17 protein-coding genes and 1 pseudogene are annotated in these 18495 nt (G+C 62.8%); 12 read left to right on the top strand and 6 right to left on the bottom strand.

Translation table 11 applies throughout. The features are described from left to right. Positions 1-16 precede the first annotated feature (16 nt). Together TO66_RS13955 and TO66_RS13950 are read right to left on the bottom strand one after the other, a co-directional pair. Complete coding sequence (locus tag TO66_RS13955) at positions 17-907, bottom strand: DUF2950 domain-containing protein (protein ID WP_044462872.1); 891 nt, start codon at positions 905-907, stop codon at positions 17-19. A 26-nt stretch (positions 908-933) separates the two neighbouring features. Continuing rightward, complete coding sequence (locus TO66_RS13950) at positions 934-2325, bottom strand: DUF3300 domain-containing protein (protein ID WP_044462871.1); 1392 nt, start codon at positions 2323-2325, stop codon at positions 934-936. A 286-nt stretch (positions 2326-2611) separates the two neighbouring features. Here TO66_RS13950 and TO66_RS13945 point away from each other — a divergent pair, with 286 nt between their 5' ends. After that, positions 2612-2986 (top strand): hypothetical protein, encoded by a 375-nt coding sequence (locus TO66_RS13945; RefSeq protein WP_044462870.1) that lies wholly within the window; start codon positions 2612-2614, stop codon positions 2984-2986. Positions 2987-3110: 124 nt separating this feature from the next. On the opposite strand, the gene TO66_RS13940 is transcribed toward TO66_RS13945, so the two are convergent. Further along, positions 3111-3776, bottom strand: a complete 666-nt coding sequence (locus TO66_RS13940) for a TIGR02466 family protein (RefSeq protein WP_044462869.1) — start codon at positions 3774-3776, stop codon at positions 3111-3113. Between the two features lie 475 nt (positions 3777-4251). Between TO66_RS13940 and dkgB the strand changes: the two genes are divergently transcribed. From dkgB to TO66_RS13885, 11 genes and pseudogenes are all read left to right on the top strand, one after another. After that, positions 4252-5073 (top strand): 2,5-didehydrogluconate reductase DkgB, encoded by an 822-nt coding sequence (gene dkgB / locus TO66_RS13935; protein ID WP_044462868.1) that lies wholly within the window; start codon positions 4252-4254, stop codon positions 5071-5073. Continuing rightward, positions 5070-6242: an MFS transporter gene (locus tag TO66_RS13930; RefSeq protein ID WP_044462867.1), complete on the top strand. Its 1173-nt coding sequence runs from the start codon at positions 5070-5072 to the stop codon at positions 6240-6242. Before dkgB ends, TO66_RS13930 begins: the two co-directional genes overlap by 4 nt. Positions 6243-6370: 128 nt before the next feature. Beyond that, a complete protein-coding gene (locus tag TO66_RS13925; protein WP_044462866.1) occupies positions 6371-6826 on the top strand; it encodes a VOC family protein in 456 nt (151 codons plus the stop codon). 153 nt (positions 6827-6979) lie between these two features. Then, on the top strand, positions 6980-7516 hold the full coding sequence (locus tag TO66_RS13920) for an AAA family ATPase (RefSeq protein ID WP_044462865.1): 537 nt from the start codon (positions 6980-6982) through the stop codon (positions 7514-7516). 13 nt (positions 7517-7529) lie between these two features. Next, a complete protein-coding gene (locus TO66_RS13915; RefSeq protein WP_044462864.1) occupies positions 7530-7748 on the top strand; it encodes a hypothetical protein in 219 nt (72 codons plus the stop codon). Between the two features lie 245 nt (positions 7749-7993). Beyond that, positions 7994-10705, top strand: a complete 2712-nt coding sequence (locus tag TO66_RS13910; protein WP_044462863.1) for an AAA domain-containing protein — start codon at positions 7994-7996, stop codon at positions 10703-10705. A gap of 156 nt (positions 10706-10861) precedes the next feature. Next, positions 10862-11572: a hypothetical protein gene (locus tag TO66_RS13905; protein ID WP_044462862.1), complete on the top strand. Its 711-nt coding sequence runs from the start codon at positions 10862-10864 to the stop codon at positions 11570-11572. A 44-nt stretch (positions 11573-11616) separates the two neighbouring features. Beyond that, positions 11617-11861, top strand: a pseudogene (locus tag TO66_RS33960) (MarR family transcriptional regulator); the annotation flags it as partial. 159 nt (positions 11862-12020) lie between these two features. Further along, complete coding sequence (locus TO66_RS13895; protein WP_044462861.1) at positions 12021-13265, top strand: exonuclease SbcCD subunit D C-terminal domain-containing protein; 1245 nt, start codon at positions 12021-12023, stop codon at positions 13263-13265. Continuing rightward, the gene (locus TO66_RS13890; protein WP_044462860.1) at positions 13262-16903 is read left to right on the top strand and encodes an AAA family ATPase; all 3642 of its coding nucleotides are present in this window, start codon (positions 13262-13264) and stop codon (positions 16901-16903) included. The genes TO66_RS13895 and TO66_RS13890 overlap by 4 nt, the downstream gene beginning before the upstream one ends. Further along, positions 16900-17514, top strand: a complete 615-nt coding sequence (locus tag TO66_RS13885; RefSeq protein WP_044462859.1) for a glutathione S-transferase — start codon at positions 16900-16902, stop codon at positions 17512-17514. Before TO66_RS13890 ends, TO66_RS13885 begins: the two co-directional genes overlap by 4 nt. A gap of 129 nt (positions 17515-17643) precedes the next feature. Here TO66_RS13885 and TO66_RS13880 read toward each other — a convergent pair whose 3' ends face one another. The 3 genes from TO66_RS13880 to TO66_RS33955 all read right to left on the bottom strand — a co-directional run bounded on the left by TO66_RS13880 (position 17644) and on the right by TO66_RS33955 (position 18342). Beyond that, a complete protein-coding gene (locus tag TO66_RS13880) occupies positions 17644-17901 on the bottom strand; it encodes a hypothetical protein (protein ID WP_044462858.1) in 258 nt (85 codons plus the stop codon). Next, a complete protein-coding gene (locus TO66_RS13875) occupies positions 17898-18101 on the bottom strand; it encodes a hypothetical protein (protein WP_044462857.1) in 204 nt (67 codons plus the stop codon). The genes TO66_RS13880 and TO66_RS13875 overlap by 4 nt, the downstream gene beginning before the upstream one ends. 115 nt (positions 18102-18216) lie before the next feature. Beyond that, positions 18217-18342 (bottom strand): hypothetical protein, encoded by a 126-nt coding sequence (locus tag TO66_RS33955; RefSeq protein ID WP_256243539.1) that lies wholly within the window; start codon positions 18340-18342, stop codon positions 18217-18219. Between the last annotated feature and the right edge of the window lie 153 nt (positions 18343-18495).

Below are 18495 nucleotides of genomic sequence, written 5' to 3'. Positions count from 1 at the left end.
CCCGGGACAGCCCCGTTTACGGCTTCTGATCCACGCTGACTTCCTGCCAGCTGTCATCGGGATCGAACCGCTTCACCGACTGCGCCCATTTATCGCCCTCGGGTCCCAAGTCTTTCTCGAACACTTGGCCCTCATGGCTGATCATGAAACTCATCACCCCGGTGTCGGCGTATTTCGCCGGCCAGGCGATAAGGGCAAAGCCACGGCTCATCTTGTCGCCGATCAGGTAGCTGTAGGCGCCACCCGGCGCCGAGGGGCCTTGGCCCTCGAGGATGCGGAAGCGGTAGCCATGCCAGTCTTCATCGCCGATGGCATTGCCGAACAGCGGCCCCAGCGGGCTGAGTTGACCGCTATCGTCGTCCGCCCAATAGAGTCCGTCGTGCTTGCCGGGCGTGCTGAAGATTTTCCGCGCATATTCGAGGGCACCGTCACCGTCACGATCCACCGACGCATAGTCCATCTGGGCATCGTGATAGGTCAGCACCGATTGCACCGCGGCCAGTTCGTTGCTACCGATGCGCCGCGCACGGACTTCGGCGCTACCGGCCTTGATGTCGAAGCGCCAACCCGTTGCGGCTTTTACCAGGGGTATCGGCAGCGTCCAGTGGGCATTGCCAACCGACAGGACTGCCTTGCCGTCGCCGGTTTGTTCAATGGCATGGCGCTCGCGGTAGAGCGTCAAGAACGCATCCACGTCACTGCGCTGGACGCCTTCTCGCGGGATGAAACTGCGCCAGTCGTCACCCAGCAACTGCACCAGGCGCGCCTGGTCGGCCTGTTGTGTACCCAAGGCTTCGACGAACGCCTGGGCGGCCTTTTCCGGGGTGGGAAAGGCCTGCTGCGCCGTGGCCGTGCAGGCCCATGCCAGGCTGGCGCCGATCATCAGGAGACGCGGGAACGAGCCCATGAAGGCTTTCACTCGAGGAAGTGTTTTCACCGCCGGCCCCCTCCTCGTTGGCGCATGGGCGCGCTGGACGGCCTGCTGACCTGATGGCCGGCGGCTCGCGCAGCGTTGGGGCGCATGGCCGATGCCTGGCTGGCTTGGCCACGGCGGGCCTGGTCGTTCGACCGGGCCGGCGCGCGCGCGCCGGCAAAAGCGTTGTTGCGCGCGCTGCCGGGGCTGGCGGTCGGGCGCCTTGGCGGTTCCTGGCGCGCCTGGAAGGATTCCTGGCGACGCTGATTCGCCTGGGCGCCCTGTTTTGGCCTATCTGCCCCGGCTTGCAGGCGATTACCGGAAGGTGCGGATTCGGCTTGGCGCACTTGCTCACGGGCCTGGCGATTGCTGGTGGCCGGTCGTTCGATGCCGTGCCTGTCCATTGCGCTGCGGGCGTTTTCACGCGCCCGGGCGCGCTGGGCATCATCCCCGCGGAAGGCCTCACGCTGCTGGGCGCCGTCCAGTTGGCGACCGTACTGTTCGCGGCTCCTGCTGTCTCGATAGGGAACGCCATCGCGATGCATGGCGTTGTGCTGCCACTTGTTCTGGTTGTTGTTGATCTGGGTGTTGCGATTGAGGTTGTTGTAGCGGTCGACGTCGATGTCGATATCGTGGTTGTTCCAGTCACAGTCGCCCCACAGCGAGGCGACGATCGCCACTCCGGTGCCGAACGCCAGCCCGGCCACCAAGGCCGATCCGGGATAATAAGCGGGCGGCGGCGGATAGTAGACGGGTGGCGACGCAGGGTAGGCCCAGGTGCCATAGGTCGTGGTCGGATTGTACGCGGGGACGTAGACCACTTGCGGGTCGGCAGGCTCGATGACAATGGTGCTAGAGCGGCTGGCGGGGGCGGCCGGTGCCGATGCCGGCGCAGCCTGGACCGTCACGTTCTGATACTGGTTGCTCTGCAGGTTGCCTGCGGCTTGCGCCTGATGCCGCAAGCGTTGCACGCCGTCCATGACATCGTCGGGTTGCGCCAGGAAGGCATCGCCCAGGCGCTGGACCCAGACAGGGCCCTGCCCCAGCGTCGCCAGCACCTGCGGAAAGGCCACCAGCGCCTGGACGCTCGGGTCCCAGGTCTGGTTCGCCACTTGCTTGACCGCCTCGTCGCCCTTGGCATCCGGATGCGCCTTGGACCAGGTGACCGCCTCGGCGATTTCCCCGGGGTAGGTACTGGCCATCAAGACCTGCGCCAACAGCGGATCCGGATACAGCGCAACGGGCGCCAGCATTTGATCCAACTGCTCCTGGGTAAACACGGCCTCTTTGGCCGGTGTCGTCAGGGGCGCCGTAGCGGCAGCGTTGGCAGGCGCCTCCGGTGTCTGCGCCAGGCAAGAAAAGCCATTTAGAAGCAGTGCAGCCGACACCGCGTACAGTAATGAAATGCGCATCGTCCCACCTCATGTGGTCAGACAGGCTTGAGAGGACTGGATCAATGTCAGGGAGTGAGAACGGCCGACCTCGATGACTTGGCTAAGGCTAGCAGACGCTCATACTTTGTCCTCCCGCAACAGGAAGCCAGCAGCCTGACTCCGCTGTACCCCAGATCCCCCCTGAAAGCCGCGCCGGCCAGGGCCGATCAGAATGGCCCAGGGCCACTTTAGGACACTTCCTATTCCTCAATCCGTCATGAGAATGTGTTAATTCCTGCCCTCTCCCATCGAGGCTGGGCTGGCGTTGATTCCCTCTTATAACCACCGTTTTCTACTGGTCACCCAAGTGCGCAGCGCGTCGCTGCAGACGGCGCAGTTGGGCCAGCGCTTGAACGCGATCCTCGACCGGCAACTGCACAGCCGCTGCCGGTTGCTGTTCTGCGACGAAAAACGCGGCGAGCTGGGTTGGCTCGTTCAGTCGGACCGGGACTACCGCGGGCTGGACGCCGGCCTGGCGCGGCTGGCCCAGCCCGACAGCCCCGAACTGCAGGCCGCCGGACTGCGCCTGGAGCGCTTCGAACTGTTCGAGCAATACCAACAGCGCGGATTGGCGGCTGCCTGGCGCTGGTGCCGTAGCCTGGCCGGGAGGATGCGCTTGCGGCTGTTGATGCAGGTGTAAGCGGGCGTATGACGGGAGTGCACTTTCGGCCGGTAGCGGCCAGTCATGACGGACTGCTAACGACCAAAACAATCATGGGAGCATGTCGAGGAAACGGATAGCGCTGCGCGCCAACGACAACTTCTCAAACGCCGAAGTTGAAGGCGATGGAGATGCGCGGCCGGTTTCCTTCAAAGCGTTGAACCGAGTGCATCAGCCATGAAGGAAACAGGATGAAGGTTCCACTTCTGGCCGCACAGGTACTGCTGAAACCTGCGGCAAGGCAATCTTCGACTCTCATTCGCAGAGCCGGGTTATAGGTCGATGCGACCATGCCGCGCGGATCGATGAACTCAATATCCCCGCCGACCGCCGGGTCCTCTTCCCTGCCCCCGGCGTCGACCCAGTAAACCCCTGACCAGAAGGCGCCCGGGTGTCCATGAAGCGCATTACTGTGGCCCGCCTCATTAACATTTGCCCAGGCGTTGAGCGTCCATTCGAAACCGGGCTCGATCAGCCCGTATTGCTCGCTGTGTACCGCGGTCAGTTGCCGGGCGAACTCTTTCGCGAACTTCACCAGCGCGTCGCAGGCCTCGCCTCCCCACTCAGGAAAATCGTTCGCCGATTGCCAGCCACCGTCGTTGCTGCGCTGCGCGCCACCGCGATCCTCGGCCATCCGGCGGATGACCACGGCTTTCAATTCGGCATTGAGTCGTTCGGCGTCGGGATGCTGGATACTCGCCAGCGGAGTTGCGAACAATCGTCGGATCTTTATCCGTTCAGGGTCCAGCAGATTATTGCCCAACTGCATTGAATCATTCCAAGTTCTCTAGTTGCGAAAAACTATATCCAATGAAATAAAGCATCGATGTAAACCTTTGTTAAAAACTTGGCATTAATAGTTTAAAGCTTTAACAAAACTCTAAAACACCAATCTAACTTCAACTAAAAATATCTTTTCCCTGCATAAAAACAGGAACATTCATTTTTTATATTGAGGGGGCAAGTTGGATTTTTAGTTGGGCAACTGTTGTTCCGAGCCGCCCTGGGAGTTCTCGGCCGGCAGCTGCGCAACGGGTCGCCTGAAACCCCGAATCCATTCCAAAACCCCACCCTTACCCCTCCGATTCGTGACTCCAAGTCAAAAGACTTTGGTCCGCCCGCGGCTTAATCCCTCTCCCGCGGATCGACATACTAGGCCCCATCCAAACGGCTACCCCACCACGGGCCACAACGCTCGGCGCCACGGCAGTCGTCTAACCGCCTCAATCATCTGGAGCAGATTCATGAGTATTCCTTCCTTCGGCCTCGGCACTTTCCGTCTGACTGGCCAGGCTGTCATCGACTCGGTGAAGTCCGCGCTGGCCCTGGGTTATAGGGCGATCGACACCGCGCAGATCTACGGCAACGAGGCCGATATCGGCCAGGCGATCGCCGAGAGCGGCGTGCCGCGTTCCGAGCTGTTCCTCACCACCAAGATCTGGGTCGACCACTACGCCGCCGACAAGCTGATCCCGAGCCTGCGCGAAAGCCTGGCGAAGCTGCGCACCGACTACGTCGACCTGACCCTGATCCACTGGCCGGCCCCGGGCAACGGCGTCGGGCTGCCGGAGTTCATGACCGCCCTGGCAGAAGCCAAGAAGCTGGGCCTGACCCGCCAGATCGGGATCTCCAACTTCAACATCGAGCTGACCCGGCAGGCCATCGAAGTGGTCGGCAAAGACCAGATCGCCACCAACCAGATCGAGCTCAGCCCCTACTTGCAGGGCAGCCGCCTCACCGCGTTCCTCAAGGAACAAGGGATCAGCGTCACCTCGTACATGACCCTGGCCTACGGCAAGGTGCTCAAGGACCCGGTACTGGCCGCCATCGCCGCCAAGCACAAGGCCACCGTGGCGCAAGTGGCACTGGCCTGGGCCATGCAACTGGGCTATGCGGTCATTCCGTCCTCGACCAAGCCTGAGAACCTGGCCAGCAACCTGCTTGCCATCGGCCTGCGCCTGGACGACGAAGACATGACCCTGATCGCCACGCTCGAACGCAACGGCCGCGAAGTCAGCCCGGAAGGCCTGGCGCCGGTCTGGGACCACGAGGAGCAGCCACAATGAAATCCGGACGCGTTCTGTTCGCGCTGGCCATCGGCGCCTTCGGCATCGGTACCACCGAGTTCGCGCCGATGGGCCTGTTGCCGGTGATCGCCGAAGGCGTGGGCGCCAGCATTCCCAGCGCGGGCATGCTGGTCACCGCCTACGCCATCGGCGTGATGGTCGGCGCGCCGATCATGACCCTGCTGTTCAGCCGTTTCGGCAAGCGCGCCGCGCTGATGATGCTGATGGGCATCTTCACCCTCGGCAACCTGCTCTCAGCCCTGGCGCCGGACTACTACACCTTGCTCGCTTCGCGCCTGGTCACCAGCCTCAACCACGGCGCGTTCTTCGGCCTGGGCGCGGTAGTGGCCGCCAGCGTGGTGCCCAAAGACAAGCAAGCCAGCGCCGTGGCCACCATGTTCATGGGCCTGACCATCGCCAACATCGGCGGCGTGCCCGCCGCTACCTGGATCGGCCAGCAGGTCGGCTGGCGCCTGGCGTTCGCCGGCACCGCGGTACTCGGCCTGATCGCGATCGCCGCCCTGTGGTACGCCCTGCCCAAGGGCGAGCGCGGCAGCGTGCCGCATGTGCGTCGCGAACTGGCGGTGATCGCCCGGCCGAACGTGCTGCTGGCCATGGCCACCACCGTGCTCGGCGCCGGTGCCATGTTCACCCTCTACACCTACGTGGCCCCGGTGCTGGCCGAGCTGACCGGCGCCTCGAACGGCTTCGTCACCCTCGGCCTGGTGCTGATCGGTGTCGGCTTCACCCTCGGCAACAGCCTGGGCGGCCGCCTGGCCGACTGGTCGCTGGACGGCGCGGCGAAGATCTTCCTCGGCGCCCTGGCGGTGATCATGGTGCTGATGCCGCTGCTGCTCGGCAGCCATGTCAGCGCGGCCCTGGCGCTGCTGGTCTGGGGCGTGTTCACCTTCGCGGTGGTGCCGCCGCTGCAGATGCGCGTGATGATCGCCGCCGCCGAGGCCCCGGGCCTGGCTTCGTCGATCAACGTCGGCGCCTTCAACCTCGGCAACGCGGTGGGCGCGGCGCTGGGCGGCGCGGTCATCAGCCAGGGGCTGGGCTACGCCGTCGTACCGGTCGCCGGCGGCCTGCTGGCCGCGGCGGGGTTGCTGCTGGTGTGGGTCGGCGGGCGCGGCAAGGCCACCGACGCCGCCTTGAGCGACGCGGCGTAACAGCCCGCCCGCTCCAGCAACGACAAAAGGCCCGGGCGCATAGCGTGCGGGCCTTTTGTCATGCGTGGGCCATCGAGTTCCCTGGCGGGCTTGGCTACCATGGGCGCCGATTCATCAGGAGCGATTCAATGGAGTTGAAATTCAGTCACGTCGATGTACTGGTACAGGATCTGGAAGCGGCCTGCGCCTACTACGCCCGGATACTCAAGGCGCGGATCTCCAGGACGCAAGTCTGGGAACGGGGCGGCCTGCACGTGCGCTACGCCGTCGCACTGATCGGCCAGGAACGCTTCATGCTGGTCCAGCCCCTGGCCGGCAACCTGAAGCAACTGCTGGACTGCGCCGGCGAAGGCATGATCTACCGCCACTGCTATTCGACCCCGGACATCGAGTTCGCCTACGACGAACTGATCGCCTCCGGGGTCCAGCCCGAAGACGAAAACGGCAATCCCCTGGCCCGCGCCGACCTGCAGTCGCCTTCCGGGACACGCATCCTCTGGCTGCCCAAGCAGTTCGGGCATTTCTCCATCGAGATCCTGGAGGAGCGGACGCTGGAGGCGTTTATCGAGGGAGCGTTTGCTTGAGAGCCACGGAGTGCGCCGGTCAGTCAAGCGAAGGTGATCGCTTGTAGGAGCGAAGCTTGCTCGCGATAGTCGTTAGCATTAGCGCGCACCGACTGGGTAAACGCATCGACATTAGGCACAATGGCCGGCTTTTTTCGCGACAGGAAGCTCCCCATGCAACGGATTGTGATCCTGGGCAACGCCGGCAGCGGCAAATCCACCCTCGCCCGCGCCCTCGGCGAACGCCTCAACCTTCCCGTGGTGCACCTGGACCGACTGTTCTGGGAACCCGGCTGGGTCGAACCCGATGCCGAACAGTTCCGCACCCGGGTGCGCGCAGCCATCTCATCGCCGGCCTGGATCTGCGAAGGCAACTATGCCCGCCGCACCTTCGACCTGCGCCTGCCCCGCGCTGACCTGGTCATCTGGCTCGACACGCCCCGGCTCACCTGCTTCACCCGGGTAATCCTGCGCAGCCTCATGAACCGCCCGCGCCCCGACCTTCCAGCAGGTTGCCGCGAAAAACTCGACCGGAAATTCCTCACCTTCCTGGACTTCGTCTGGACGTTCGATCGCGGCTACCGCCCAGGCATCGAAGCCGTGCGCCTGGCCGTAGCGCCACAGATTCCCACGCTGCATTTGCGCGGTGCGCAGGAAATCGCCGCCTTTCTCGATAACCTGCCCGCTGCCGCGGCAGCCTGTCCGGAATAGAGAGACTGCGCACATGAACAACCCACCGAAGCTGGAAATAGAGCACGCGGCTTATGACGATTTTCTACGCCTCTGGGACCAGGGAAAATTCGAGAAGCAACGCCTGGGCCAGGCCTTCTACAATCATTTTCGCCTGCATCGACTTGCAGACCAAGCTTGTTTGCGGGGGCTCTATGAGGCTGACGGTGGGAAGGCGTTGGTCGTGATTGCTGGTCTTTTTCAGATTAGGTGATTGATGTTTGTCTCTATAAAGATGTGATGTCCACTTTGCTTGATTGCAGCTCGTCATGAGAGACGGCAATCGACCAAAAGTGGGCGGTAGCGATGGACTAGTTTCGGCCACCAACTCGGAAGTTGACTAAAAGCATGAGTCGGCTATCGACCCTACGCGCAATAATGGCAAAATGACTCCTCTTGGAGAAAGTAGCATCCGGCGTGGGGCGAAGCCGGATATCGTGCGCATAGGAATAAGGGAATATGACTTCGATTCAGGTGGATGGTGAGGACAAGACTGCAAAGATCAGCGACTGGGCGATTCGCTGGAGCGACAAGTACGAAGCCCTGGAATTGACCTGTCACTTCCCCTCCAAGAAAAAATACACCCGCCCACTCAGCAACTGCCAAGTTTCGCCTACCCGCGAGCTGACCAATGTATTTCTGCACAAGCCCGGCAGCAGGATCGTCAAGCCCATTGCCAAAGCAACAATCTACGGTGAGCGCTATGCCATCGTGCATTATCCGGGCGCCGCTAGGCCCTATGTCTACAAAATGGACGGCATTGGCTTTACCGTCCCGACATCGATTAAGGACACACCGGTCTTCCGCTATCTCACTACTGTGGCGAATGCCCGACAGGAACACGCTGAGTCGAAGACTGATCGAGAAATCGCCAGCAATGTCGTGCGCCAGCTTGAAAACCTGCCCGCCATCGATGGCACTGCCTTGCAAGCCTATTGCACGGGGTCCAACGGTACACGGGGGGCGGGCCAGGGATTCATCTATCCGTTCGGGCTGAACGAAAGCCAGGTCCAGGCGGTCGAGCGGGCGTTCAGCGCACAGATCAGCGTAATCGAAGGCCCGCCGGGGACAGGCAAGACCCAAACCATCCTCAATATCCTCGCCAATATTCTGTTACGCGGGCAGACGGTAGCAGTGCTGTCCAACAACAATGCTGCCGTGGAAAACGTCTACGAAAAGTTGGAGAAATACGACCTGGGCCACTTGATCGCCAAGCTCGGCAACCAGGATAACCGCGAGGCGTTCTTCGCCGACCTGCCTACTTGGCCATCCAACGCACCCGAGCCAGCGCCGTCCCTAGATGAGATCCAGGCGTTGCTGACTCGCTTGAAGCAGCACCTGCAAGACCACAACAGGGCGGCACAACTGCAAATCGAGCTTGACGAACTGGTCATCGAGCGGCGCTACCTGCAGCAGTGGCAGATAGAAAACGAGGTGCGGGTCACAGGCTCTCTGGACAAGTACGGGCTGACCCCGCGCAAGACTGCGGACCTCATGGCCTATCTGGCTCACCTCGGCGAGCAGCGTATTCATCTCAAAGACCGCATCGAGCTACTGTTCAAGTTCAGAATTTTGCGTGCCAAACCCTTTGCTGAGGGCGACTCGCGCATGGCCGTGTTCCATGCCCTGCAGATGCATTATTACGACAAGTCACTACGGGACAAGGAAGCAGAGCTGCTGGCGTGCCGTGAATCCTTAGCAAGCGCAAATTTCACAGCCTTACTGGAACAACTAACAACAGCATCGATGCGCCATCTGAAGCAGCATCTGCATTGTCAGGTGCCGCCGTCAGACAGCTTCGATGCTAAAACTTACCGCAAGAGTTTCGATGCCTTCCTACAGCGTTTCCCTATCCTGGGCAGCGGCACGCACTCCATCGTTAATTCGATCGCACGGGGGGCGATCCTCGACTATGTGATCATCGACGAAGCCTCTTTGCAGGATATCGTGCCAGGCATCCTGCCACTGGGCTGCGCAAAGAATCTGATCGTCGTTGGAGACAACCGCCAGTTGCCGCACATCCCAGTGGCACTGGGGCTTCAAGCGCCCGCCGAGGCCTACGATTGCGAGCAGTACAGCCTGCTGGATTCGTGCATTGCCGTTTTCCAGGATGCGTTGCCCAGAACTCTGCTTAAAGAGCATTACCGCTGCCACCCTAGGATCATCCAGTTCTGCAACCAGCAGTTCTACGACAACGCACTAGTGCCGATGACGGAGGACAAGGGCGAAGAACCCCTGCGCCTCGTGGTGACGGCCAAGGGCAATCACGCACGTAAAAACACCAACCTTCGGGAGTTGGACTCCTTGTTGAAGGTGCTTGAGGACGAGGGGCAGCCCGTCGAAATGGACGGCGAAGGCCGCGGTTACATCGCCCCATTCCGGGCGCAGGTCAACCTTTCCGAGACGCGCCTGCCGGCGGATTTCGTCAAGGACACCGTGCACAAGTTTCAAGGGCGCGAATGCGACGAAATCGTCTTCTCCACCGTGTTGGACAAGAAGCGCTACAACCAGGCGCGAACACGCCTGGATTTCGTCGACGACCCACGCATGATCAACGTGGCAGTGTCGCGGGCCAAACATCGCTTCACTCTAGTAACCGGCGACGAGGTGTTCGCCGACAACAATGGCCACATCGCCGCGCTGATCCGCTACATCAGCTATTACGCGCAGGACGAGCAGATCGTGCGCGCGCCGGTGGTGTCGGCATTCGATTTGCTGTACCGCGAGTACGATCAGTCCCTGGCACGCTTGGACGCCCGCCTGCGACCCGAGGATTCGCGCTACAAGTCCGAGCAGATCGTGGCGCAGTTGCTGCGCGAAGCACTGTCCGCCCCAGCGTGCCAAGCATTGATGTACCACGCTCAGATCAAGCTGGATCAGCTTGCATCGCCGGGTAATCCAGAATGGACGGAGCACCAGCGGGCTTTCATGAGGCGTGCCAGCTGCGATTTCGTGATCTATTTCAAAGTAGGCAAGACCCCACTAGGGGTAATCGAGGTCGATGGCGGGTACCACGACCGCCCCGAGCAGGCGGCTCGGGACGCCTTGAAGAATGACATTTTGGCTAAAAGCGGCATTCCCATCCTGCGGCTGCGGACAGTCGAGAGTGACATTACGCAGAGAGTTGGCGACTTTATCAGCCAATGGGCTAGCCCTACGTCTGGCACATAAGCGGAACCGGGTCAGAAGCTGACAGTCGCTAACGGTTGCAATCCATAGGAGCCATTCGCGAGGCCAGTAAACAGCCAGAAGCAGCTCCAGAGTAATTTATCCCTGCAATCTGCGGTGAGCTAAAGTTGTGGACCATTCACGTCAAACGTCAACGCCATGAACCTACGAATTCTCGCTGTCGCCGCAATTGCCGCCATCTCCGCGATCGGGATAGTTTGCATCATCTACATCATTGCATTCGGAACAGCTCGCTCTACTGACCCAGCAATCTGGGGACAGTTTGGTGACTACTTTGGGGGGGTCTTGAATCCCTTGTTCGCCCTTGCTGCATTCTTGTCTGCTCTTTGGTCGATTAGCTTGCAGCAGCGGGAATCCCGAGCGGCCTCAAAACAATTGGCGGCACAAACCGAAATTGCACGGAAAGAATTGGAGGCATTCAGCTCCGAGAGGCTCGGAGAGGAGTTTCTGCACGTGATTCGGGATATTGACCAGCGGCTTTCCGCCCTGCTTCTGGAGGTCATATCTCCTCCGAATGCATCTCAAGCAATTACCATATCTCAAATGGTTGCAGAAGCTGATCGCATTGAGATGCAAGGAGGGAGTTCTCCCGCTTTTACCCAATTCCTGCACTATGCAAACTCTCCCGGTTCAGTTGTGGAAGCTCCCGTCCGTGAAATCAAATACCTCGTGAACAAGCTGCAAGAATTCCTGGAACATTACTCAAAATACAAGGCAAAAGGTTTTGCGCCTGTTCTCATATATTACGCTGACAAAGCCTATCAACTAATGAACATGCTGGAGGCGATTGGTGGAATGCCTCCTAAGACTCGAGAGTTCTTTGCGACCATCAGCGATCCTCACGGCTAACGGAGACCAGACGGCTGCCAGTACCGCTGGCCTGGGACTGATCGCGCGAGGTGGTCAACGAAGCCAGAACCTTTCAGCACATAAACCAGCTGTGCTACGAAACCGAGGTGTTCTATCACTTCTCCGACGCCCCGAAAATCGTCGCCCACACTGCGTGTTCCATCGCCTAGCCGCGGCCCACCCGGTGGTCTGCGAACTGGATCTGGCGTTGATCGGGACGCTGGGCGACGCAGAGGTCGCGCACGAGTGCATGCTCCTCGGTAGTCATGCGTGCCGCTTCAGACTCTAGTCAGTTAGCCCGTGGAGCCTGAGGGCAACCCGTCAGGGCATTAGCCGGCAAGGCCGCAGCATCGGACCGAGCCCCACGACGGATTTGCCAGTAAACTCTCCCCCTCCACGCCGCGGTCACTTTCTTTTGCGGCCCACCCGATTGTTTGCGGAGTTTGCCTTGCGTCTGTTTCACACCTCCGACTGGCACCTGGGGCAGAACCTCCATGGCCAGGAACGCGATTTCGAGCACGCCTGTTTTCTTGAGTGGCTGTTGCGCCAGCTGGCGTTGCACAGCCCTGATGTGCTGCTGATCGCCGGCGATATCTTCGATACGGTCAACCCGCCGGTCAAAGCCCAGGAGCGGCTGTACGACTTTATTGTCGGCGCCCATGAGCAGCAGCCCGGGCTGACCATTGTGATGATCGCCGGCAATCACGATTCCGGCTCGCGTATCGAGTTGCCGGCGCCGCTGATGCGGCGCCTGCGCACCCATGCCCTGGGCCGGGTGCTGTGGCTCGACGACGGCCAACTCGACAGCGAGCGCCTGTTGCTGCCGCTGCCCGACGCCAGCGGCGCGATTGCCGGTTGGTGCCTGGCGCTGCCGTTCCTGCGACCGGCGGAGGTCACCGGCCCGCAGCTGGGCGACGACTACCTCAAGGGCATCGCCCAGGTGCACGAATGGCTGATCGCCGCGGCCAATGCCAAGCGCCAGCCGGGCCAGGCGCTGATCGCCGTCAGCCACGCGCACATGGCCGGCGGCTCGGTCTCGGAAGACTCCGAGCGCAGCCTGATCATCGGCAACGCCGAGGCCCTGCCCGCCAGCCTGTTCGGCCCGAGCATCAGCTACGTGGCCCTGGGGCACCTGCACAAGCCCCAGAAGGTCAATGGCGAGGAACGCATCCGCTACAGCGGCTCGCCGATCCCGCTGTCGTTCTCCGAGATCGGCTATCAGCACCAGATCCTCGATATCCAGCTCGACGGCGAGACCCTGGTCAGCGTCGAGCCGCGGCTGATCCCCCGCGCGGTCAACCTGCAACGCCTGGGCCCGGCGCCGCTGACGCAGATCCTGCTGCAACTGGCGGAACTGCCGGACATCGACCTGCTGGCCGATGAACAGCGCCAGCCCTGGCTGGAAGTGCGGGTGAGCCTGAACGAGCCGCAGCCGGACCTGCGCCAGCAGGTGGAAAGCGCCCTGCACGGCAAGGCCGTGCGCCTGGTGCGCATCGCCGCCGAGTACGCCGGCAGCGGCGGCCGCGAGGGCGACGACGGCGCCGCGCAACTGGTGGAACTGGACCAGCTCAGCCCCCAGGAGCTGTTCAGCCGCGCCTGGCAGGACAGCTACGGCAGCGAGGTGGACGAACAGACCCTCAAGGACTTCGCGCAACTGCTCCAGGAAGTGCAGCACGAGGAGGAGCACGCATGAAGATCCTGGCCATCCGCCTGAAGAACCTGGCCTCCCTGGCCGGCCCGTTCGAGATCGACTTCACCGCCGAGCCCCTGGCCAGCGCCGGGCTGTTCGCCATTACCGGGCCCACCGGCGCCGGCAAGAGCACCCTGCTCGATGCCCTGTGCCTGGCGCTGTTCGGCGCGGTGCCGCGGCTGAATAACATCGGCCGCGAAACCAAGGTGCCGGAGGTGGACAGCGAACTGCTCACCAGCGACCCGCGCACCCTGCTGCGCCGCGGCACCGGCAGCGGCTACGCCGAGGTCGACTTCGTCGGCATCGACGGCCACCGCTACCGCGCCCGCTGGGAAACCAACCGCGCCCGGGACAAGGCCAACGGCAAGTTGCAAGCCAGCAAGCAGAGCCTGCACGACCTCGACAGCAACCAATTGCTGGCCAGCAGCAAGCGCGAGTACGAACAACTGATCGAAGCGCGTCTGGGGCTCAACTTCGAGCAATTCACCCGCGCGGTGATGCTGGCCCAGAGCGAGTTCAGCGCCTTCCTCAAGGCTGACGACAAGGAACGCAGCGAGCTCCTGGAAAAGCTCACTAACACCTCGATCTACAGCCAGCTCGGGCGGCGCGCCTACAGCAAGAGCAAGGACGCCGAGGAACAGCACAAGACCCTCAAGGCCCAGGCCAGCGGCATCACCCCGCTGGAACCCGAAGCCCGCGCCGAGCTCGACCAGCGCTTCGACGCCGCCCAGCAACAGCTCAAGGACCAGCAGGCCGGGCTCAGGCAACTGGAGCAGCAACACGCCTGGCTCAAGGAACTGCAGCAGTTGCAGGCGCAGCAGCAGGACGCCGCCGGGCAAGTGCAGCAGGCCCAGGCCGCCTGGGACGGCCTGGCCAGCGACCGGCTGCGGCTGACACGCCTGGAACAGCTGGCGCCGCAACGTCATCAGTTCGCCCGGCAAGTGGAGCTGAACCAGCAACTGACGCCGCTGCGCGAACAACTGCAGCAACAGCGCGAGCAACAGGACGCCGAGCAGCAACGCCAGGAACAGTTGCAGCAGCAACTGGCCACGGCCCAGGCCGCGCTGCTCGCCGCCCAGGAACAACAGAGCGCCAGCGCGCAAGCCTTGCGCGAAGCCTTTGCCGAGCAAGGCAGCCTCGCCCACCTGGGCCAGCGCTGCGCTGAAGCCGGCGAGCTCAAGGACAAGCTGCAAGCCGCCAGCGACCAGGGCCAGCAGGCGATCCAGGGCATGCTCGAACAGCAACGGCAAGTGGCCGAGCGCCTGCAACGGATCGCCGAGCAACTGGAGCACAGCAGCCACCTGGCACCGCTCAGCGATGCCTGGAATGCCTATCGCGACCGCCTGCAACAGCTGATGCTGGCCGGCAACCGGCTGAACAAGGGCCAGGAAGAACTGCCCGCCCTGCAACAGCGGGCCGCCAGCGCGGCGCAGCAACTGGCCGCGCAGCGTGACGAGCTGCAGGTGCTGTACAGCGAAGCCGGCGCCGAGCCCGAAGCGGTGACCGAACAACTGCAACTGCTCAGCGAACTGCTGCAGGACAACCGCAAGCAACAGCGCGCCTTCGAAGAACTGGCGCGCCTCTGGGCCAGCCAGCAGGAACTGGACAGCCGCGGCGCGCAACTGAGCGAAAAGTTGCAGAACGCCGCACGCGAGCGCGAAGAACTGAACCGCCTCGGCCTGCAAGGCAAGGCCGAACTGACCATCGCCGAACAGACCCTGACGGTGACCCGGCAACTGCTGGAACGCCAGCGCCTGGCGCGCAGTGCCAGCGTCGAAGAGCTGCGTGGGCAATTGCAGGACGACCAGCCCTGCCCGGTCTGCGGCAGCATCGAGCATCCTTACCATCAGCCCGAGGCACTGTTGCAGAGCCTGGGCCGCCACGACGAAAGCGAAGAAGCCAGCGCGCGCCAGGCGGTGGATGAACTCAAGGAAAAACTCGCGGAGCTGCGCAGCCAGGTCGGCGGCCTGATCGCCCAGCAAAAGGAATTCCTCCAGCAACAGGAGCAACTGGCAGCGCAGCAGCAGGCCCTCGCCCCGAGCATCGAGGCCCACCCGCTGTCGGCGGCGCTGCTCGACCAGGACCCCGGCCGGCGCGACGCCTGGCTGAACCAGCAACTGAGCCAGTTGAACCAGCGCATCCAGCAGGACGAGCAACGCCAGGACGCCCTGTTGAAACTGCAAAAGGATGCCGGGCGCCTGCAACAGCAATTGCAGACGGCCGTCGAGGCCAGCCAGGAAGCCTCGCACCACCTGACCCAGCAGCAACAGCAACTGGGCGCGGACCGCCAGCGCCTGGAAGAAGAACTCTCTGCCTTCGCCACCCTGCTGCCGGCCGCCACCCTCGAAGCCCTGCGCAGCGACCCGGCGGCGACCTTCATGCAGATCGACCAGCAGGTCATGCAGCGCCTGGAACAACTCGAACAGCACAAGGACGAACAGCAGGAGCAGCAACAGCGCCAGTTGGCCCTGGACAAGGAACAGGACCGCCAGCAGGCCCGCGTCCAGCACTTGCAAGAGGCCCAGGCGCAATTCGACAGCCTGGCCGGGCAGCAGCAGGCGGCCCGGGACAAGCTCGCGCAACTGCTGGGAGAACACGCCAGTGCCGAGCAGTGGCAACAGCATCTGGAACAGGCCGTCGAACAGGCCCGGGCCGCCGAAGCCCTGGCCAGCCAGCAGTTGCAGGAAACCGGCCGGCTGCTAGTGCAATTGGCCGCGCAACTGCAAGGCAAGGAGGAACGCCTGCGGGCGCTGGAGGCCGAGCAAGAAGAACTGAGCGGCAAGATCAGCGACTGGCGCCAGCAGCACCCGGAACTGGACGATGGCGGGCTGGAACAATTGCTGGGCCTCGACGACCAGCAGGTCGCCGCCCTGCGCCAGCACCTGCAAGCCAGCGAAAAGGCGGTGGAACAGGCCAGGGTCCTGCTCACCGAACGCGAGCAGCGCCTGCACAGCCACCAGGCCCAGTCCGACGCACAGCCCGACGCCGAACACTTGGCCACTGCCCTGCGCGAACTGCAGGAGCAACTGGCCGCCAGCGAACAACTGAGCGCCGAACTGCGCGCCCAGCAAACCGAGGACCAGCGCCGCCAGGACGCCAACCAGGCGCTGGCCGCGCAGATCGCCCAGGCCTATGCCGAATGGCAACGCTGGGCGTGCCTCAACGCGCTGATCGGCTCGGCCAGCGGCGATACCTTCCGCAAGATCGCCCAGGCCTACAACCTCGACCTGCTGGTGCATCACGCCAACGCCCAACTGCGCCAGCTGGTGCGGCGCTACCGCCTCAAGCGCGGCGGCAGCATGCTCGGCCTGCTGGTGCTGGATACGGAAATGGGCGATGAACTGCGCTCGGTGCATTCGCTGTCCGGCGGCGAGACCTTCCTGGTGTCCCTGGCGCTGGCCCTGGGCCTGGCGTCGATGGCGTCCAGCACGCTGAAGATCGAGTCGCTGTTCATCGACGAAGGCTTCGGCAGCCTCGACCCGGAATCCCTGCAACTGGCGATGGACGCCCTCGACGGCCTGCAGGCCCAGGGGCGCAAGGTGGCGGTGATTTCCCACGTGCAGGAAATGCACGAGCGGATTCCGGTGCAGATTCAGGTACGGCGCCAGGGCAACGGCCTGAGCACCCTGGAGGTGAAATGAATACCCTGTATTCGTTCCGCCGCTGCCCCTACGCCATGCGCGCTCGCCTGGCGCTGCGCTACAGCGGGGTGCCGCTGCGGATCGTCGAGGTCAGCCTCAAGGCCAAGCCGGCCGAGATGCTGGCGCTGTCGCCCAAGGGCACGGTGCCGGTGCTGAGCGTCGACGGGCGGGGCGTCGACGGGCGGGTGATCGATGAGAGCCTGGACATCATGCGCTGGGCCCTGGCCCAGCACGATCCGCAGGACTGGCTGTTGCAGGACGACGAGCCGGCCCGGCAACACATCGAGGCGCTGATCGCGGAAAACGACCAGGTGTTCAAGCTGCACCTCAATCGCTACAAGTACGCCGAGCGTTATCCGGAACACTCGATGGAGCATTACCGCGCCCAGGGCGAGGTGTTCCTGCGGCAACTGGAGGCGTTGTTGAACGAGCGGCCTTACCTGCTGGCCGACCACCCGAGCCTGGCGGACATGGCCCTGGCCCCCTTCGTGCGGCAGTTCGCCCATGTCGACCGCGAATGGTTCGAGCAGACGCCCTATCGGAACCTGCAGCGCTGGTTGCAGCGGTTTCTCGACTCCGAGCTGTTCATCCAGGTGATGGCCAAACCCTGAACCCGCCGCGCTTTTGTAGGAGCGCAGCTTGCTCGCGATAAATCGACAACGCTGACGCGGTGTATGGAAATACCGCTATCGCGAGCAAGCTTCGCTCCTACAGGTTGGGGGTTGTTTCGAGAATTGGGCTCAGCCCAGCACGCCGCACATCTGCAAGGCCGAGCAATCGACGCTGAACGGCCCGAAAGACGCCGCCCTGGGTTTGGCCGGCGGGTTACCGGCCAGCAGGCCGTGGGCCCGGGCGGTTTCAATGTTGTGGGCGATGTTGTGATTGCACTCGATGGCCCGCGCCAGCGACCCGGCCGATCCCTGCCCCACTCCCAGCAACGAAGCGCCGTTGGTCATGAACGCCAGGAAGGCGATGACCCAGAATCCCCGCCCTTTCATGACAACGCCGCTCCCGCATGGGCCGCGTGAGCGCCGTTCACTGGCTGTTCGAACGGAATGGCCGGGGCAGCGACCTGGATCGGCGCTTGCAGCACCGATTGGGTCTGGGCCGAGAGGCTGACCAGCAGCACCATGGCCAGGTACAGGCCAATGGCGACATAGGCGCCGCGCTTGGCAGAAGTGAGGATCGAACGGGCCATGGGGTTCTCCGTGGGCAGGTTTGCGTGCCCACAGAATCCGTTAAAAACCCCCGCCGTAAAAACAACCGCGGAGCATAGTCACCATCAGTTGGATTGATCGTGACGCTGCGGCAAATCAATCGTGCAGCAAGGCCAACAGGCGCTCGCGCGAGGTTTCCGGCTCGCCTTCGACAGGCTGGGCGGCGGAGAGGATCGGGGTGGAATAGAGGAACAGAAGAATCACTGCCAGACGCATCACCATGCTGTCGATCCTTAGAGCGAAGGAGTCAATAAATCAGCGTCAAATTTAAACACATGGCGATATGACATTACCAAGCCAATTTGCCCGGCAGCAGCGAAAACGTCGCAGACAGGTGATGCAGGAGCGACATCACTGCCGGTCCCTGGGGAAACA

Source organism: Pseudomonas sp. MRSN 12121 (assembly GCF_000931465.1).
Lineage (GTDB): Bacteria > Pseudomonadota > Gammaproteobacteria > Pseudomonadales > Pseudomonadaceae > Aquipseudomonas.
Note: the sequence above shows the minus strand (reverse complement) of the source record. Positions and strands in the feature narration are given on the sequence as shown.

Excerpts from the sequence above, each read along its gene's own strand:
- TO66_RS13955 (WP_044462872.1), bottom strand. The coding sequence starts at position 907 with ATGGGCTCGTTCCCGCGTCTCCTGATGATCGGCGCCAGCCTGGCATGG.
- TO66_RS13950 (WP_044462871.1), bottom strand. The coding sequence starts at position 2,325 with ATGCGCATTTCATTACTGTACGCGGTGTCGGCTGCACTGCTTCTAAAT.
- TO66_RS13940 (WP_044462869.1), bottom strand. The coding sequence starts at position 3,776 with ATGCAGTTGGGCAATAATCTGCTGGACCCTGAACGGATAAAGATCCGA.
- dkgB (WP_044462868.1), top strand. The coding sequence starts at position 4,252 with ATGAGTATTCCTTCCTTCGGCCTCGGCACTTTCCGTCTGACTGGCCAG.
- TO66_RS13930 (WP_044462867.1), top strand. The coding sequence starts at position 5,070 with ATGAAATCCGGACGCGTTCTGTTCGCGCTGGCCATCGGCGCCTTCGGC.
- TO66_RS13925 (WP_044462866.1), top strand. The coding sequence starts at position 6,371 with ATGGAGTTGAAATTCAGTCACGTCGATGTACTGGTACAGGATCTGGAA.
- TO66_RS13920 (WP_044462865.1), top strand. The coding sequence starts at position 6,980 with ATGCAACGGATTGTGATCCTGGGCAACGCCGGCAGCGGCAAATCCACC.
- TO66_RS13915 (WP_044462864.1), top strand. The coding sequence starts at position 7,530 with ATGAACAACCCACCGAAGCTGGAAATAGAGCACGCGGCTTATGACGAT.
- TO66_RS13910 (WP_044462863.1), top strand. The coding sequence starts at position 7,994 with ATGACTTCGATTCAGGTGGATGGTGAGGACAAGACTGCAAAGATCAGC.
- TO66_RS13905 (WP_044462862.1), top strand. The coding sequence starts at position 10,862 with ATGAACCTACGAATTCTCGCTGTCGCCGCAATTGCCGCCATCTCCGCG.
- TO66_RS13890 (WP_044462860.1), top strand. The coding sequence starts at position 13,262 with ATGAAGATCCTGGCCATCCGCCTGAAGAACCTGGCCTCCCTGGCCGGC.
- TO66_RS13885 (WP_044462859.1), top strand. The coding sequence starts at position 16,900 with ATGAATACCCTGTATTCGTTCCGCCGCTGCCCCTACGCCATGCGCGCT.
- TO66_RS13880 (WP_044462858.1), bottom strand. The coding sequence starts at position 17,901 with ATGAAAGGGCGGGGATTCTGGGTCATCGCCTTCCTGGCGTTCATGACC.
- TO66_RS13875 (WP_044462857.1), bottom strand. The coding sequence starts at position 18,101 with ATGGCCCGTTCGATCCTCACTTCTGCCAAGCGCGGCGCCTATGTCGCC.
- TO66_RS33955 (WP_256243539.1), bottom strand. The coding sequence starts at position 18,342 with ATGGTGATGCGTCTGGCAGTGATTCTTCTGTTCCTCTATTCCACCCCG.